This window comes from Rhodopirellula bahusiensis, from assembly GCF_002727185.1.
GTDB lineage: Bacteria > Planctomycetota > Planctomycetia > Pirellulales > Pirellulaceae > Rhodopirellula > Rhodopirellula bahusiensis.
Genome location: NZ_NIZW01000007.1, coordinates 179,787 through 195,126, shown reverse-complemented (window position 1 = coordinate 195,126; position 15,340 = coordinate 179,787). Strand labels below are relative to the sequence as shown.

Sequence of the window (15,340 nt, the reverse complement as noted above, 5' to 3'; positions counted from 1 at the left end):
AAAGGAGGTCGTTCGTGACTCGCCGCTTTCAAGCAATTTTGTGATGCGACATTTAGATACGCATTGTCATGCCCAGAACTCGTCGTACTTCGGACGGGCTGGTCAATCCTTGTCGAACCATGTCGGTGGCTCGTTCCCAGAGAGATGTCATTCCTCGTTCAACCGCCCAGCGATAGATTTGTCGACTGTCTCGCGTGCTGAGAAGTTGGTCCACCGATTCGGAGTCTTTCAGGGAAAGGAATTCGCTGGCGAGCAATCGTCCTTGGTAACCGGTTTGATGGCACAAGTCGCAGCCGACTGCCACGCGGCAATTGCCAATGGGTAGCCCGCAGAATTGACTCGGATCATCGGAGGGCTCGGAGCATTCACACAGAGCTCGCAATAGCCTTTGGCTGACGATCCCGAGCAGGCCACTTCTCAGCAGGTAGGGTTCGATTCCCATGTCGAGCAAACGGCTGATCGCGGTTGCCGCGCTGTCCGCGTGGAAGGTGGTCAACATGAGTTGTCCTGTCAGGCACGCTTGGATCGCAATCTCAGCTGTCAGACGGTCTCGGATTTCGCCAATGACAATGACCTCGGGGTCCTGTCTCAACAGCGACCTCAGTCCCGTGTGCAGATCGAAACCCGCCGCCGCATTGACCTGGGATTGCGCCACTCCGGGGATCGGGACTTCGATTGGGTCTTCAATCGACAGCAGACTACGGCAACCACCGGAGGCTTGGACGAGTTGACGCAAGCTGGCGTAGAGCGTGGTGGATTTTCCGCTTCCTGCCGGGCCGGTAACCAGGATTGCTCCACTGGTTTCAGCCAACGTGTCGTTGATGTGTCCCAGAACTTGTTCGGTATGTCCCAAGTCAGCAAGCTTTTGAAGACGCGAGCCTTGCCCAAAGAACCGCAACACCGCGCGCTCGCCGTGCAGCGTTGGAAACGTGCTCACGCGAACCTCAGCTGCTTCACCGGGAACGGCAACGCGTCCTTCTTGCGGAACATCATTTTGGTAGGTCAGTAGATTCGAAAGCACTTTGAGCCGAGTGACGATCGATACCTTGCTGCCATCAACGACAGTCGCCAAGGGTTGAAGCAGGCCGTTGTCGCGGAACCGAACATCGATTCCATTGACGACGGGCTGCAGGTGCATGTCGCTTGTGCCTGCTTGATCGGCAAACCTGAGTAGCTCTTCCACCACTTCTGTGGCATAAGAAGCCGTCTCGGGACGAAAGTTATTCAAGCGTTGAGCGGAGGCCGCCACTTGTTCATCCAAGGAATGATCTTGAGGCAGCTTTCCATTCTTGTTTGGGGAAAGGATGTTCTGGAGCGATTGGATCACGTGAGCTGGCTTGCGTGAGGAGAGTTCGGATTCGATTGAAATGCGGGCGTTGTTAGAATCCGGATGGACCTTGAATGACATCTGTTGCCCGCTCTCCCATCCCGTCGACGTAGAGAGAAAATACTCGGAAGATGATCAGGACGAGAACGATCGCAATCGCTACCCAAATCGCGGCGGATGCCGCATAGGTCAACTTGGCCATTGAACTCTTGACCTGCGACTTGAGATGGCGGAAGTGCTTGTCCAGAGTTTCGGCAAGCCTTCCGCTGGCTTCTCCAAGTTCCACGACTTCGATCGTTTCTTCTTGAAACAGATGGCTATCCGCGAGCGTGGAATGGAGGTCGTGCCCTTGTAAAATGGCTTGTTTGGATTGACTCGCTTTTGATTGGAATTGCTTCGTTCCAGCACAACGGAAGGCAAGGTCCACGGCTGAGGCAGCGTCCACTCCCGATTCGATCGTAAGTGCCAACGTTTGGACGAAGCGGGCCTCCGCGAAAACTCGGAGGTTGCGTCCGATCCATGGGAGATGAGCCGCCCAGTTGGAGAGGAAAGCAAAGTATCCGTTCTTGATCAGGACAGTGATCGTCGCGACGACAATCAAGGTGGTGAGGACAATGCTGATATAGATCAGTACCCCACGTTCACCAGTGAGACCGATTCCAAGAAGATCCGTCCGGCTGGTTTCCGCATCCGGCAGCAAGACGGCGGGCAGGTAAATCAAAAGCCCCACGACCACGACTGCCAGAATCAACTGAACCAGCGGCCAGAGAATGGAGTTGAAGAAGATCCCGCGAAAGTCGGCGAGTTGCTGATAGTACTCCGCCAATCTTTCCAACACTCTGTCCAGCTTTCCGGATCGTTCACCGCCTTCCAACATCTCGGCAAAATGCGGGGGGAAGTAATTGCCCTGAGATTTCACCGCATCGGACAAAGCCGATCCTTCGCGAACTTGGTCGGCGACAGATTGCATTCGGCGTCCATACAGTGTGCTCGCATGTTTGGCTTCGCGCTCGAAGACTCGATGGGGATCGAGACCAACTTCGAAGGCCACACCGACGCGCTCGCACAAGGTGCTAAGCGATTGGTTTTCGATGCGATTGCTTAACACTCGGGGCGTCCTGAATATGTTCGGCGGGAAGGTTGAATTTCCGCCTCAGGATAGCGGTTGCATCTTTTCTTCCCGTCAATCCGGTGTGAGTGTGCGGTGAAGAATGAATGAAGCTAATGCGGGCTTCCATGATTTTCTTCGCATTCCGTTGACGCTTTGACGCTACTGCTGCAATTTGATCGCTCCACTGCGGATCTTCCTTGCACGCGAACGGATGGCCGTCCATTCAGAGGAGTCTTTTCGTTCAATGTTCTTCAGTTGCAGCGTCATGCGATTGTTGTTTTGAAACTGCTGTTTGTGACGATCGAGAAAGTCCCAATACAGAGTCGTGAATGGGCAGGCGTCGTCCCCGGTTGATTTCGCGGGATCGTAGCGGCAATTCTTGCAGTGGTTGCTCATGCGGTTGATGTATTTGCCAGTGGCGCAGTAGGGCTTGGTCGCCATCAAGCCTCCGTCACCGTACTGGCTCATGCCAAGTGCATTGGGAAGGCTGACCCAATCGATCGCATCGGCATACATCGCCATGTGCCAGTGATGGAATCGCAACGGGTGTGTGCCAAAAAGTTGAGCAAACAATCCAAGCACCATCAGTCGCTGGATATGGTGCGCGTAGGCCGTGTCGACCAGCAAACGCATCGCGTCGGAGACGCAGGCCATGTCGGTGTTGCCGTCCCAGAAGAACGGCGGAACATCTTGTTCCGAGTCGCAGTGAAGAGCGTTGCGTTCTTCGTAGTCTGGCATTCGGTTCCAATAGACTCCGCGGACGTACTCTCGCCACCCAAGGATCTGTCGGACAAATCCTTCGACGCAGTTCAGCGGTGCGTCACCATTTTTGTAAGCCTTCACTGCTGCATCGACGACCTCTTTCGGCGACAGCAGGTGCAAGTTAATTGAATGAGACAATCGTGAATGATAGAGAAAGGTTTCGCCCTCCCACATCGCGTCTTGGTAGGTGCCGAACAACGGCAATCGATGTTCAATGAAATCATCGAGCGATTCCAACGCCTGGTCGCGGCAAACGGGCAGATCGAACCGATCGACTTTGCCGGGATGGTCTTCGAATCGATCTCTCACCATCGCGATCACTTCGCGTGTGATCGCGTCAGGTTCAAATGAGGGCGTCGGCGGAACTTCTTTCGGGCCGCCTTTGCCGAATGTCTTGCGATTGTCTTGGTCGAAGTTCCATTGACCGCCTTCCGGGGCACCTTCTTCGTCGAGCAGGATGCTGTGCTCCTTTCGCATCGCTCGATAGAACTGTTCCATCACCATCGATTTGCGACCCGATGCCCATTCGTCAAATTGGTCGGGCGAGCAGTAGAAATGATTGTCGGCGAGAAACTCAAGTGGCACGTCTTCCTGCTCGGCGGTGGATTTGAGTTGTTCGCGAACTCGGTAGTCACCCGGAGCAACGACCAAGATCTTTTCGACCGAGTGTGCCGAGAGCGTTCTCCGCAGAACGCTGGCAAATGAACTTTCGCGAGCCTTTCGTCGATCGCCGGTCAGTTCGTGGTAGAGAACATCGAATCCTCGCTGGATCAACTCCTCGCGAAAGTGCCGCATCGGACTGAAAAATCCGACCAGGCGAGTTTGATGGCACCAAACATGGGTGGCTTCTTCGTCGTTTTCCGCCATCCAAACACGATCGGTTTCGGGATCAAAATCGTCGAAGGCCTCGGAATCGTGGTTGAGTTGATCACCCAAGACGAGCACGAGATGGCGAATTTTTGTCATGACGGGTCCAGCAAACGGCGGTCTCGAATTATCCTCACGCGTATTCACGGTAGCGCCGACGCAACCCTGCCCTGCCCTACCCTGCCCCAAACCCGCAACTTTTGTCCTCGCAGACACCTGGAAACGAACCACGCATGGAAATTTGGCCCGCCATCGATTTGCGTCACGGAAAACCGGTTCGTCTTCGCCAAGGGGATTACGACCAGCAAACCACGTTCGGTGATGACCCCGTCGAATTCGCGAAGCGATGGCAGGAATCTGGTGCCAAGCGATTGCACTTGGTCGATTTGGATGCTGCTCGAGGCGATAGCCCCGATGCGAACCGAAATGCGGTTAAGCGGATCATCGAAGCGACTGGGCTGCCCTGCCAAATGGGCGGCGGCGTGCGTGATGAAGAAACGATCGAGTCGTTGCTGAAGGTTGGTGTCACTCGGTTGGTCGTCGGTTCGCGGGCGCTGAAAGACCCGGACTGGTTCGTTGGAATGTGTGACCAATTTCCAGGCAAATTGGTCGCCGGAATTGATGCTCGAGATGGCAAGGTTGCGACGCAAGGCTGGCTCGAGACGAGCGATGTTTCTGCGTTTGAGTTTGCGACGAAGTTGCGATCGCGAACGGAGAACATTGCCGCGATTGTTTACACCGACATCGCGAAAGACGGCATGATGCAAGGGCCCAACTTTGAAGGGTTGGCTGAGATGGCCGCCGCGAGCGACATCCCTTTGGTCGCCAGCGGTGGTGTGACGACCTACGACGACATCAAGCAACTGGTCGAGATGAAGATGCCCGCCGCGATTGTCGGCCGGTCACTCTATGATGGAGTGATGGAGCTGGGTGAGGTCGTGCGATTGGCTGGTGACGTTTGATCGGCGTGATACGGCGGTCAGTGTTGTTTGGCGAGGGTCACGCTTACGCCCTCACCCGGATGCATTGCTGAACGCTCGCATCCGACCTCTCCCAACTTCGGAGGTCGTGCGGTTTTGAAGTGCCGCTTTTCGGCGGATTTACACACGGCGTACCTCTCCCGAAACGAAGTTTGGGGAGAGGTCGAGCGACGCCGTTCAGGCGTACGCGAGGGTGAGGGCCGAGCATGGGATATGGCGCGCACTACCCTCCCCGGAATTCTCGCTGAACGCTCGCATTCCGACCCTCCCCAACTGCGTTCAGGAGGGTGATTTCAACCTTGCGAGCACGGCACTTCAAAATTGCACGACCTCCTTCGTCGGGAGAGGTGACACGCATGGGAGCCTTGTCTGCGCGTTGCTACGTCACGGCCTACGTGGATGGCGATCAACCTGTAGCTCGGTGGTCCCCACCGAGAAACTCATTATCGTCAACGCGGACATCACCACTTCAGTTGGGCATCGTCTTCGGCCAGCTTTCCGGGGCCGCGAATTTCTGAACCCGTGACCTTTTGAAGTTTGTCGCCGAGTTGTTGACGATAGGCTTCCGCGGCGGCCTGCAGTTGCTTGACGATTTCCGGGTGGGCTTCGATCACGTTGGTTGTTTCCGAAACATCGGCGTCCAAGTCGTACAGCTCCAAACCAGACTTGGTCATCGCGTAGCCGTCGGGCATGCCGTCTTTTCCTGCTTTACGATCACCAAGCGTTCGATAGGCGTGCGGGAAAACCAATTTGAAACGTTCGTTGCGAATCGTTTGGAGTTGCCCGCCGCCGTAGTAGCCGACGAAGGATTCGTGAGGTGATTTCGCGCCCGGGACATCCAACATCAAGTCCAGGATGGAGTGGCCATCGATCTTTTGCTCGGGAGCCTCGCCGCCGGTCAACTCGACAATCGTTGGCAGCACATCGATGGTGGAGCAAAACGTGTCGCAGGTGGTGCCAGCCGGAATAGTGTCGGGCCACCACATCGCAGTTGGTTCGCGAACGCCGCCTTCCCACTGGGTGCCTTTGCCTTCGCGAAGGGGACCGGCACTGCCGGCGTGGTTGCCATAAGAAAGCCACGGTCCGTTGTCGCTGGTGAAGATCACGAGCGTGTTCTTTTGTTGGTCGATGGATTCAATCGCGGAAAGAATTTGGCCGACCGACCAATCGATTTCCATCATCACGTCGCCGAACAGCCCTGCTCCGCTCTTGCCACGGAAACGCTCGGAGACATACAGCGGGACGTGGACCATCGGATGAGGCAGATACAGCAAGAACGGCTTGTCGCTGGATGGATCTTCGATGAACTCGACGCTGCGACGGGTGAGTTCCACCGTCATCTGTTCTTGATCTGTGGGTTGGACGTTGTCGTTGACGATTCGAGGGGGCTGGCCCGCGACAGCTTCGATGATTGGCAGCGGTGGCCAGTTGCCTGGATCGTGGGGATCTTTCTGTTGACGACGAATGGTGTCGGGGTGCAACGGCCACATGTCGTTGCTGTAGGGGATTCCGTAGAACTGGTCGAATCCTTGATTGGTTGGCAAGAATTTGGGGTGATGTCCCAGGTGCCATTTTCCGTGGCAGGCGGTTCGATAGCCAGCGGATCGGCAAACTTCGGCGAAGGTGGTTTCGGACGGAGCGAGTCCAACCTTGGCTTGAGGTCCGAGGGCACCGGAAAGTCCAAGTCTTCGGTGGTAGCAGCCGGTCAGAAGAGCCGAACGTGACGCGGAGCAGACTGCGGAAGAAACACTGAAGTCGGTGAACTTGCGGCCTTCGTTGGCGAGTCGATCCAAGTTCGGTGTGGAGTAGCCCTTGGCACCAAAAGGACCGATGTCGGCGTAAGCCATGTCGTCCATGAAGATCACGACGATGTTGGGGCGTGACCCCGCGACATCATCGGGATCGGCGGCAAAAGTTGGGGTGGGAAGAATTGTGAAGACGGCGGGGAGGCAAAACGGCAGGAGATAGGGGATTCGCATGAGGTGGGTCAATCAGGGAGGAAGGTTCTCTGGGCCGCGCTGGCCCACCCTGTTTTACCATGAACAAAACCCCGGATGATCAATGGACCGGTTTCGCCCAAAGGAAGCGAAAGTGTTTGCAGGACTCGTTTGCCGGCGGGAACTTCGATGTGGTGCTCGGTGATCGTGGTTCCGTGGGCATCGTGATCGTTGGGCGAATCGGTGGGCGTTTGAGTGATCGCGGTCAACGGTCGTTCAATGGCGACAATCAACGTCCCGGCGATGGGGCTGGTGACGGCGACACTGAGTGATCGTGCGGCGACATCGTCGGTGGATTCGATGGACAGGTCCAGCGGTTGCGGCGGGTGCAGACGCAAGGTCGGGTCGCCGAGCAATTGATAGAGCGCGGCATGTTCCAAACGTTCTTGTTGCAGATCCGTGCCCGCCGGCGAGATCATCGACGCGAGCGTGTCGACCATCACTCGCATTGTGGATTGCGTTCCTTTCTCTTTGGACTGCAGGCTGCGGGCGGCATGCAACATCGCGTCACCGATTCGGTCGCATCCGGTGTTTTGAGGGCCGCCCGAGTAAACCGATTCCAGCAGTCCCAATCCCATGCAAGCGTTTCCATAGGGCATCGACAAACGCGATGAAGCTATCACCGCGATAGGGCCTCCGTCGGCGAGTATCATTCGTTCGGCCAAGCAGTCTCCTGGTGCGTCGTAGGCGCCGGCAAAACAAGCGAGCAACACGGCGATGGTTGCGCCTTCGGGGGCTCGTTTAAGCTGATTTGCGTTTTGATTGTTGAGCAACGATTCAACTGACCATTGTTCACGTGCTGCAGGCGTGCCATCGGGAGCCGTTGTTTTCAACAGTTCGAGGCGATCGATTTGTCCGTGACCGGCATACACCCAGAAACGGGCTCCCGTGCGGTAGCGATGAAGCACCGCATCGGTGAATGATTCACCCGCCGGGCAAAACGGATGGTTGGGGCTGGCATATGCGATCTGTGGTTTCGTATCCGCTGGCAAGACGGTCGTGATGACACCACGAGTGACGGATTCAATGGCGGTGTCGACCATGGCACCGAAGCCGCCGACTCCGCCGGTCAATTGAAATGAACGTCGCCAGAGTCCGAAGTCGTCTGAGTTTTCATAGGCTTCGATGCGCTGGATCACGCGAGTGAGTTGCTCGGCCGATCGAACGGGTAGGCGGCCAATCGCAGCGTCACTGATCTTGTCGCCGTCACGATCACCATAAGGAAGGTCGCTGGGCAAAGCGGATGTGGATCCGAATCGCGAAGTGACCGGGGCTGGGATCATCCAGGTTGGTATTTGATGTGGTTGATCGCGACGTGTGTCGTAGTCGGGCGTGTCGCCGACCAAGACGATGTAACGAGTTTCCGGACCGCCAGCATTCCAGATCTGTTGATGCGTGAGGGCTGCGGTGTCGCCCGGACGAGCGATCGCGATTCGCAGTCCCTGGTCGGATCGCATTTGGATCCAAGGCTGCAGGGCTTCGTCGAGCTCAGGTGCCGCGACGACGACGACGTCTGCTTCATCGGCCTGTGCAGCGGAGGTCAGGGTGAACGCGGAACAAAGTCCCAGCAAAACCAACGTGCATGAGCAGAGGGATATCGTGCGACTGGTCATTGCGATCCATCTCATCAGAGGTTCTCGAGTTTGCCGAGCGACATCATTGGCTCATCCAACACTCAGGGCGGCCGGCTTCATCATGCATCATCAAGCGAATCATCGGAAGTTGAATCTTCCAGGATGTGCCCGGACAGCTCACCACGGTAACGGCAGGATTCCAGGAACGATTCCAGTAAAACTTGGGCGGCAACGGCATCGACTCGTTGTTTCGTCTTCTTTCGAGTCGTTTTTCCTTGTCGAATTTTCGCATTGGCTGCGACAGTTGTGAAACGTTCGTCGAATAGCCGCGTTGGCAAGCCAGTCGTTTCTTTCAGCCAGGCGGCGAATTTTCGGCTTTCTTTGCTTTTGTCGCTCTCGCCGCCGTCGCAGTGAATTGGAAGGCCAACCACCCAAGCGGAGATTCGTTCGGACTTTGCCAGGTCAATGAAATACTGGGCGTCCTTCTCCGGCGTGCTGACTGGATGGATTTCGAGCGGACTGGCCAGGATCCAGTCGGGATCGCAAATCGCGACGCCGATGCGAACGGTTCCATAGTCGACCGATGCCAATCGTCCGGTCGCAGGGAATCCGTCGTCGGCAGTGGTGGTGGGAGTGGACATTCGAGTCATGGGCGAAATGGACGTTGAATCAAAAAAAGAATCACTCGCCGGGCGAGGGTTCGTCCGGCGAGTGATTCGGTTGATTCTATCGTGTTCGCTCGAAACAGAGGACTCCAAGCAGTTGTCCGATGCTTCGAGCGAAATCCATTTCGGAGATGGTCACGATTTGTCAGAAGGCTTCCGCGTCGAGGGTCTCGCGCATTGCCGCGGTCCCGAGTGCGCCCCACACTCCGTAAGGGCTTTCGACACCGGGTTGGTCGATGTACGCCTCTTGGTTACCCGATTCAATTGAATCGGTGATGAATCGAACCGCACCGTCTCCTAGCAGAATGTGGCAACCACCTTGGTGTCTGCTGGCCGCGGTATAGGTTCCCTCTCGGCCGTCCGTGTTGTGGGACTGACAGCTTTCTTTGTTCGGAGGCCGGATGGTGTTGATCATCGTGTACATCCCCAGAGCACACATCCATCGATGCCCTCGGTTCCATTGGTCGGCTCGGCCGTACTGCAGTTCCGCGGTCGGCAAATAAAACTGAGGCCGCTGAGGGTCAATCGCGTTGGTTGTGCAAGCAGCGGCGGTCGGGTTGGTGAAAACCGCACCGTCACCGATGAAGACTGGTTGGCCGATGATTTCACGGTTTCCCGCGTCTGTGCAGATCTCGCCCATCATGATTGTGTTTGACAGTCCATCGAGGATGTCACGAAACGCGGTCGCTCGTCGGGTTTTGAAAACACCTCGCAGGAACTGATCAGCTGCTTGTGGGTTGCCGGGCGTCCCGTTGTCATTGATGCCACCGCGGTCGGTCCAGTTGATGCCATCGCCGATGCAAGCTGCGTAGTTGTTCATCCCAAACTGGCCAGCCGTTGGGACGGTCGGGTCGCTCGGGCAGCGGAACGTTCCGACAGTGGTTCGCCATGGATCGTAGCCGGTGTCCCAAGGGGCGGGGCCCATCGCTGGGTAGGTGTTTCCATTGGATGCAACAAACGGGTTGCTGATTTGTTCCCAAAAGGCTTGTTGTTCAATGAACGGAGTCATCGGAACGAGAACGCTGAGCATCAGAACGTTGTCGGGGCCACCAGCCACGTGCGCTGTGCCGCCACCGTGTTGAGGCAAGCGGTTGTAAGCGGAATGGTAGTTGTGCAGCGCGAGGCCAAGCTGCTTCATGTTATTGCCGCACTGCATTCGGCGTGCAGCTTCTCGGGCGGCCTGAACGGCTGGCAATAGCAGGCCAACAAGTACGCCGATGATGGCGATGACAACGAGCAACTCAACCAGAGTAAACCCGCGTCGGGAAACCTTGGAATTCATTAGGAACCCTCAAAAAGAAGAACGGAAGAGAAAAGTGGGATGGGAATGTGTCGTAGCGATTCATTGCCCAAATTGCCGTGTTTCGGGCGGTAAATTATCGTAGGTGTTTTTGGTTTATTTCCGGTCTGCCATGCTCGGTTGTTGGTAGTGCTGTTCCTGAGCTTTGATTTCTTCTTCCGTCATCGGCGGTGGCGGATCAGTCGTCGTGATCGACGTATCAGGCCCGCAGCCGGCGAAAACAGCGAAAAAGGCAGCTGTGGCGAGAAAGTGAGAGAGGCGGTGCATCGCGATGAATCCTGTGAAAATGGATGGTTCTCTGGGGGGAGATTGGGACGCCAAAGCTTTCGATCCGGTTGCCCGAAAAGCGAACCGATTTCCCTTAATGGCATTTAGTGAGTAAATATCTTAGTTTACGGACCTGTGAAAAGGGGTTCAATGTAAAAAATCAAATTCACGATGTGTTTCAATGCGGATACGCAAAGCGAGAAACGAATGAAAAAGCACGCGAGGCCGTCTCAACGGGAACCGGCGAATGCCAGAACAACGCGAGGTGATTCGTTAAGCGAACGCCCTAGCCTGCCCTCGCGCCAATCGCAACTGAAATGGCAGCATGGATTGGTGATCCTCTGCATCGCTTTGGCGGTCCTGGTCGGGCGTCATTTCTGGCAACGTTCACGCGTCAACGAATTTCGCAACGCAGCACAGGTTGCGACGGAGAGTCAACGTTGGGGGCACTTAGCGTCGATATCGAAGATGTGGATGGAGTACCGGCCTGGTGATCCCGAAGCACGTTTCGCAGCTGGATTGGCCGCGTACATGCGTGGTGATGAATCGACCGCTCGAGACTTGTTGGAGCCCATTGAGCCGGAGCTTCCGATGTTCGCCGAGCGTTGTGTTCTGATGGCGAAGATGGCGTCAGATGCCGAGCATCTGCCAGCCGTTCCGATCGAGTACTTGAAGCAAGCGATTGAGTCCAATCCAAGCTTGACTGAACACCGTCGTCTACTGCTTCGACAGTATGGTTTGACGTTTCAACAGCAAGCGATCACACCGCTCGTCAATGACGCGGTTGCGAACGAAGCGGATACACCAGCGATGTACGTCTACCTTTTGGCAGGTTCGATCGTGACGTATAGCGATGGAGAAACGTTCGCGAGCCAATGGGCAGAGCTGGCTGACGATCCCGAGCCCTACTTGGTGATGGCGTATCGTCATGCGGCACAGGCAAAACGATTGAACGAAACGGGATTGGATACGACGCGAAAAGAGTTCGACGAGGAAACAGTTCGCTTGCATCAGCGACTGGATGATCTGTCCATGCGATACCCAGAGAATACAGAACTGATTTTGGAACAGGTCGAGGAAGCGTCCAGCGAGGGCGATGCGGAAGAGATGCGACGATGGTTGGCAAAAGTACGGGTATCCAGCGCCGGCGATCCGAGGCCTTGGCATTGGAAAGGCGTGATGCATGTGATGAGGCAAGAATGGGAACAAGCCGAAGCGGCACTCCGCGAATCGATTCGGCGAGATCCATTCGATTGGATCGGTTGTCATCAACTCGGAACCGTGTTGGCTCACCAGGGCGACGTCGACGCGTCCAAGCGATACCTCGAACTTGGTGCGCTCGGCAACCAAATTCGTCGCGAAATCACCGATCTGAAATCGATCGATCAATTGACTCCATCACTTTTGCGTCAAATGCATCGCTTTGCACTCTCCGCTGAGCAACCACTCATCGCGGAACGCTTGGAGACGCTGGTCGAAAGGGCGACGCGATGAGACGTGTGTATGTGCTGCTGGTTGTGTGTTGGTTGGTGAGTCTGGGGTGCTCGCGAGAAGACTCCAAACTATCTGAAGTAGTCTCCGCTGAGTCGGTACCGGCTGCCAAAGAGAACGGCCGTTTGTTCACGGACATTGCGTCCGAGACAACGGATGAACAGGCTGAGCCGGCGAACAACGAACAGCTGGCTGAAATAACGCGAGAGGCATTGGCGGAGTCTTTGTCTTTCCAAGACGCCTCGAGTGAGCTGGGTTTGAAGTTCGAGTATCGCACCGGCCAGCAATCCAATTTGTGGATGCCGGAATCGATGGGTGGAGGCGTTGGCGTACTCGACCATGACCTCGATGGTTTGCCAGACTTGGTTTTTTCGCGAGGTGGCAATCGGCGACCGGGCGATCTTTCTGCTGAAGCTTGTTTCGCTCTGTTTCGCAATCGAAACGCGAAAGCCTTTGAGTTGACGCCGGCTGCTTTCGGCGACGTTCAGTCCGACTACGGGCAAGGTCTCGCTGTTGGGGATTTCAACTCAGATGGTTTCGAGGACGTGTATCTGACAACGACTGATAGAAATCTCTGCTTTCAAAACTGCGGTGATGGGACGTTTGTCGACGTCACCGACCAAGTCCTCGTTTCCGCGGAGGATCGTTGGAGCACGTCCGCTCAGTTCGCCGATTTGAACGGCGACGGACTGTTGGATTTGTACGTGTGCAACTACCTGATGTATGACATGATCGCGGGCCCAATCTGCCGCGACACGAATGGGGAAGGTCGATTGTGTCGCCCGCAAGAATTCGCGTCTTGGGAAAACCAAGCGTTCATCAATCAAGGCGATGGGACCTACCTGGACGAGGCAAACTCGCTCGGATTGACCGCTGCCGATGGCAAGAGTTTGGGCGTCGCGATCGCCGACTTTGATCGCGACGATCGACTGGATGTCTACGTCGCCAACGACACGACGGCCAACTTCCTGTTCCGCGGCAATGAACAAGGCATGTTTTCAGAAGAGGCCGTGATTCGCGGTTGTGCGACCAATCAGCGAGGTGAGTTCGAGGCGGGAATGGGAGTGGCGGTTTCGGATGTGGATCGCGATGGATGGCTGGACATTTTTTGCACGAACTACTTCAACGAGTCCAACACGCTGTATCGCAACTTGGGGAAGTCTGGATTTCAGGATGCCACTTCGTCATTGGGGTTGGCGTTGCCGTCCCAGTCGGTGCTCGGGTTTGGAGCGACGTTCTGTGATTTCAACCACGATGGTCACGACGAGTTGTTCGTGACAAACGGTCACGTCGACAACCATCCAAAGAACAAACTGCAGAAGATGCCGCCCCAATTGTTTGCTCTTTCCGGTGAGCAGTTCGAGGACATCAGTCCGTCGCTTGGGCCGTTTTTCTCAGAGCCCAAGATTGGTCGCGGCGTCGCGAAAATCGATTTTGATACGGATGGCGATATCGACTTTGTCGTGGTGCATCAAAACGGACCGGCGGCGTTGTTGATGAATCAGCGGCAGCAAACCAAAAGCAATTGGTTGCAGGTCAAGTTCGTGGGGAGATCTTCACCGCGGCATGGACAAGGTGTGAAGGTGCAGGCCGTCCAAGATGGACGCCGTCAGTTTCAAGAGATCACCGGTGGCGGAACCTATCTTTCGACGGATCAGAAAATGGCTCATTTTGGCTTTGCGTCGGATGAAGTGATCTCGCTCGAAGTTCGCTGGCCGAGCGGGCGTGCTCAGCGTTTTGATGACGTTCGAGCGAATCAGGTTCTGGAGCTGATCGAATCCGATGACACCGGCTCATCGTCTCGAGCTATCGTTCGCTGAGAGACTTGCCGCTTGGCCGCTCGATCGCAGTCGCCCGGTCCAGTGGTGTGCCGAGCAGTGGCGTTCCATCATCGGAGACATTCATGGGTTGCAAGTGAAGGGCTCGGTTCCATCCGTGCTCGGGACCCACTTTGGCGTGAAAGATGTGCCACCATTGTTTGTCGTCCAGCGACTTTGCGAAGCAGGAGTGACCGACGCCGTAAACGGTCTCGGTGCTTTGGAAAGCCGGTTCGGGTAACTTTTTCCAGGCACCGGGAGCCAACGGGTTGTCCTTCACCAATTCCAATCGACCGATCTTGTAAGTTGGCAACCAAGAGGCGCCGCAGGAATAGAGCAGCGATGTCTTTCCTTTCGCTTTAAAAACCTCAGGGCCTTCGTTGAGCCCCCGTTGAGAAGCATCGGGTTCCACTCGTTCCCACAGATAGTCGTCGTTGTCGCAAATAAGAACGCGAGGCCCCGACAATTCGGTCGGTGAGCTCATCGGAGCGATGTAGAGGTATTGATTGTCACTGCCCGGTTTGTCCCATCCCGACCAGATTGCGAACAACTGGTCGTTGTGATTCAGAAGGGTCATATCGATCGACCATATGTTAGGCGATTGTCCGTCTTCGCCATCTCCGGTGGCCATGGGGCCGTGCAGGTTGTACTCGCCCAGCGGGTCAGATGTCTTGGATTCCAAGACATAGGTCAGATGATTAGCGTTGTCTCCATCCGAAGCCGCAAAGTAGACGTAGTACCGGTCACCGACCACATGCAGTTCGGGAGCCCAGACTTCTTTCGAATAAGGTCCTTCGTCAGGTGCTTTCCAGACAAGGTGACGTTCCCCCATTGTGGTCAGATCGTCGCTTTCAAAGATGAGAATGCCACGGTCGTTGTCTGATTTGCACCACAGATAGCGAGCTTGATGTGGATCCCGAATCACCCAAGGATCGGCGCCTTTTGCGATCGGGTTTTGGAAATGCTGCCGAGCATCAACTGTGGAAGAGTCCTGTGCGTTCGCATCGCCACCTAGAGAAAAGCCGAAGAAACACGCCAAAACCAATCCCGCTGCCACTTGCATGCAACGTCCGCCACCAGCACTCATTGATATTTCCGCTCGAAATTGAAGAATGGATTTCCCAATCGATGCGTGGGGAACGCAAAGATCCGTTGTCATCCTAGTCGAGCGTGCCAAGTGGA

Annotated in this window: 12 protein-coding genes; 3 read left to right on the top strand and 9 right to left on the bottom strand. The window is 55.8% G+C overall.

All coding sequences use genetic code 11. The features are described 5' to 3' along the window. Window positions 1–52 precede the first annotated feature (52 nt). From CEE69_RS10425 to CEE69_RS10415, 3 genes are all read right to left on the bottom strand, one after another. Window positions 53–1,327: a GspE/PulE family protein gene (locus CEE69_RS10425; RefSeq protein WP_233215113.1), complete on the bottom strand. Its 1,275-nt coding sequence runs from the start codon at window positions 1,325–1,327 to the stop codon at window positions 53–55. Window positions 1,328–1,379: 52 nt separating this feature from the next. Next, entirely contained in the window at window positions 1,380–2,435 is a 1,056-nt protein-coding gene (locus CEE69_RS10420) for a type II secretion system F family protein (RefSeq protein WP_099260601.1), read from the bottom strand. Window positions 2,436–2,597: 162 nt separating this feature from the next. Then, window positions 2,598–4,166 (bottom strand): cryptochrome/photolyase family protein, encoded by a 1,569-nt coding sequence (locus CEE69_RS10415; RefSeq protein WP_099260600.1) that lies wholly within the window; start codon window positions 4,164–4,166, stop codon window positions 2,598–2,600. A gap of 134 nt (window positions 4,167–4,300) precedes the next feature. Between CEE69_RS10415 and hisA the strand changes: the two genes are divergently transcribed. Next, window positions 4,301–5,029 (top strand): 1-(5-phosphoribosyl)-5-[(5-phosphoribosylamino)methylideneamino]imidazole-4-carboxamide isomerase, encoded by a 729-nt coding sequence (gene hisA / locus CEE69_RS10410; protein WP_099260599.1) that lies wholly within the window; start codon window positions 4,301–4,303, stop codon window positions 5,027–5,029. 479 nt (window positions 5,030–5,508) lie between these two features. Here the strand turns inward: hisA and CEE69_RS10400 are convergent, their stop codons facing one another. The 5 genes from CEE69_RS10400 to CEE69_RS32475 all read right to left on the bottom strand — a co-directional run bounded on the left by CEE69_RS10400 (window position 5,509) and on the right by CEE69_RS32475 (window position 10,850). Next, window positions 5,509–7,026: a sulfatase family protein gene (locus CEE69_RS10400; protein WP_099260598.1), complete on the bottom strand. Its 1,518-nt coding sequence runs from the start codon at window positions 7,024–7,026 to the stop codon at window positions 5,509–5,511. An 8-nt stretch (window positions 7,027–7,034) separates the two neighbouring features. Next, window positions 7,035–8,672 (bottom strand): C25 family cysteine peptidase, encoded by a 1,638-nt coding sequence (locus tag CEE69_RS10395; protein WP_099260597.1) that lies wholly within the window; start codon window positions 8,670–8,672, stop codon window positions 7,035–7,037. A gap of 65 nt (window positions 8,673–8,737) precedes the next feature. After that, window positions 8,738–9,259, bottom strand: a complete 522-nt coding sequence (gene ruvX / locus CEE69_RS10390; protein WP_099260739.1) for a Holliday junction resolvase RuvX — start codon at window positions 9,257–9,259, stop codon at window positions 8,738–8,740. Window positions 9,260–9,428: 169 nt separating this feature from the next. Then, on the bottom strand, window positions 9,429–10,565 hold the full coding sequence (locus CEE69_RS10385) for a DUF1559 domain-containing protein (RefSeq protein ID WP_099260596.1): 1,137 nt from the start codon (window positions 10,563–10,565) through the stop codon (window positions 9,429–9,431). A gap of 114 nt (window positions 10,566–10,679) precedes the next feature. Continuing rightward, complete coding sequence (locus CEE69_RS32475) at window positions 10,680–10,850, bottom strand: hypothetical protein (RefSeq protein WP_008667967.1); 171 nt, start codon at window positions 10,848–10,850, stop codon at window positions 10,680–10,682. Between the two features lie 333 nt (window positions 10,851–11,183). Here CEE69_RS32475 and CEE69_RS10380 point away from each other — a divergent pair, with 333 nt between their 5' ends. Together CEE69_RS10380 and CEE69_RS10375 are read left to right on the top strand one after the other, a co-directional pair. Continuing rightward, the gene (locus CEE69_RS10380; protein WP_143549190.1) at window positions 11,184–12,344 is read left to right on the top strand and encodes a tetratricopeptide repeat protein; all 1,161 of its coding nucleotides are present in this window, start codon (window positions 11,184–11,186) and stop codon (window positions 12,342–12,344) included. Next, window positions 12,341–14,161 (top strand): CRTAC1 family protein, encoded by a 1,821-nt coding sequence (locus CEE69_RS10375; protein WP_099260594.1) that lies wholly within the window; start codon window positions 12,341–12,343, stop codon window positions 14,159–14,161. The genes CEE69_RS10380 and CEE69_RS10375 overlap by 4 nt, the downstream gene beginning before the upstream one ends. Here CEE69_RS10375 and CEE69_RS10370 read toward each other — a convergent pair. After that, window positions 14,148–15,245, bottom strand: coding sequence for a glycoside hydrolase family 43 protein (locus tag CEE69_RS10370; RefSeq protein ID WP_199169844.1), 1,098 nt, complete (start codon window positions 15,243–15,245; stop codon window positions 14,148–14,150). The two genes, CEE69_RS10375 and CEE69_RS10370, sit on opposite strands and share 14 nt — an antisense overlap. Window positions 15,246–15,340: the final 95 nt, after the last annotated feature.